This is a genomic window from Sphingobacterium sp. UBA7249 (assembly GCF_002472835.1).
In the GTDB taxonomy this organism is placed as follows: Bacteria; Bacteroidota; Bacteroidia; order Sphingobacteriales; family Sphingobacteriaceae; genus Sphingobacterium; species Sphingobacterium prati.
The window spans coordinates 12,462-12,846 of record NZ_DKST01000013.1 but is presented as its reverse complement, the minus strand read 5'-3'; the positions used below and the strand labels follow the sequence as shown (position 1 = coordinate 12,846).

1 protein-coding gene is annotated in these 385 nt (G+C 40.0%); it reads left to right on the top strand.

The window, feature by feature from the left end:
* Positions 1-385 (top strand): ATP-binding cassette domain-containing protein (locus B4A24_RS09165; protein WP_293944474.1); only part of this gene is annotated, 385 nt, incomplete at both ends.

Below are 385 nucleotides of genomic sequence, written 5' to 3'. Positions count from 1 at the left end.
CGGAAAATCTTCCTTATTGAAAATTATTGCGGGTTTGGACAAATCATATCAGGGTGAAGTCGTGTTCTCTCCAGGCTATTCTGTAGGATATTTGGCGCAGGAACCACAATTAGATACCGAAAAGACCGTCCTTGAAATTGTTCAGGAAGGTGTTGCTGAAATTACAGCTACCTTAAAAGAATACGAAGAAATTAATGAGAAATTCGGTTTGCCTGAGGTCTATGAAAACCCAGACGAAATGGATAAACTGTTGGTTAGACAAGGCGAATTACAGGATAAAATAGATGCAACAAATGCTTGGGAAATCGATTCTAAATTGGAAAGAGCAATGGATGCATTACGATGCCCGGAACCTGATGCCAAAATTGCCAATTTGTCAGGTGGT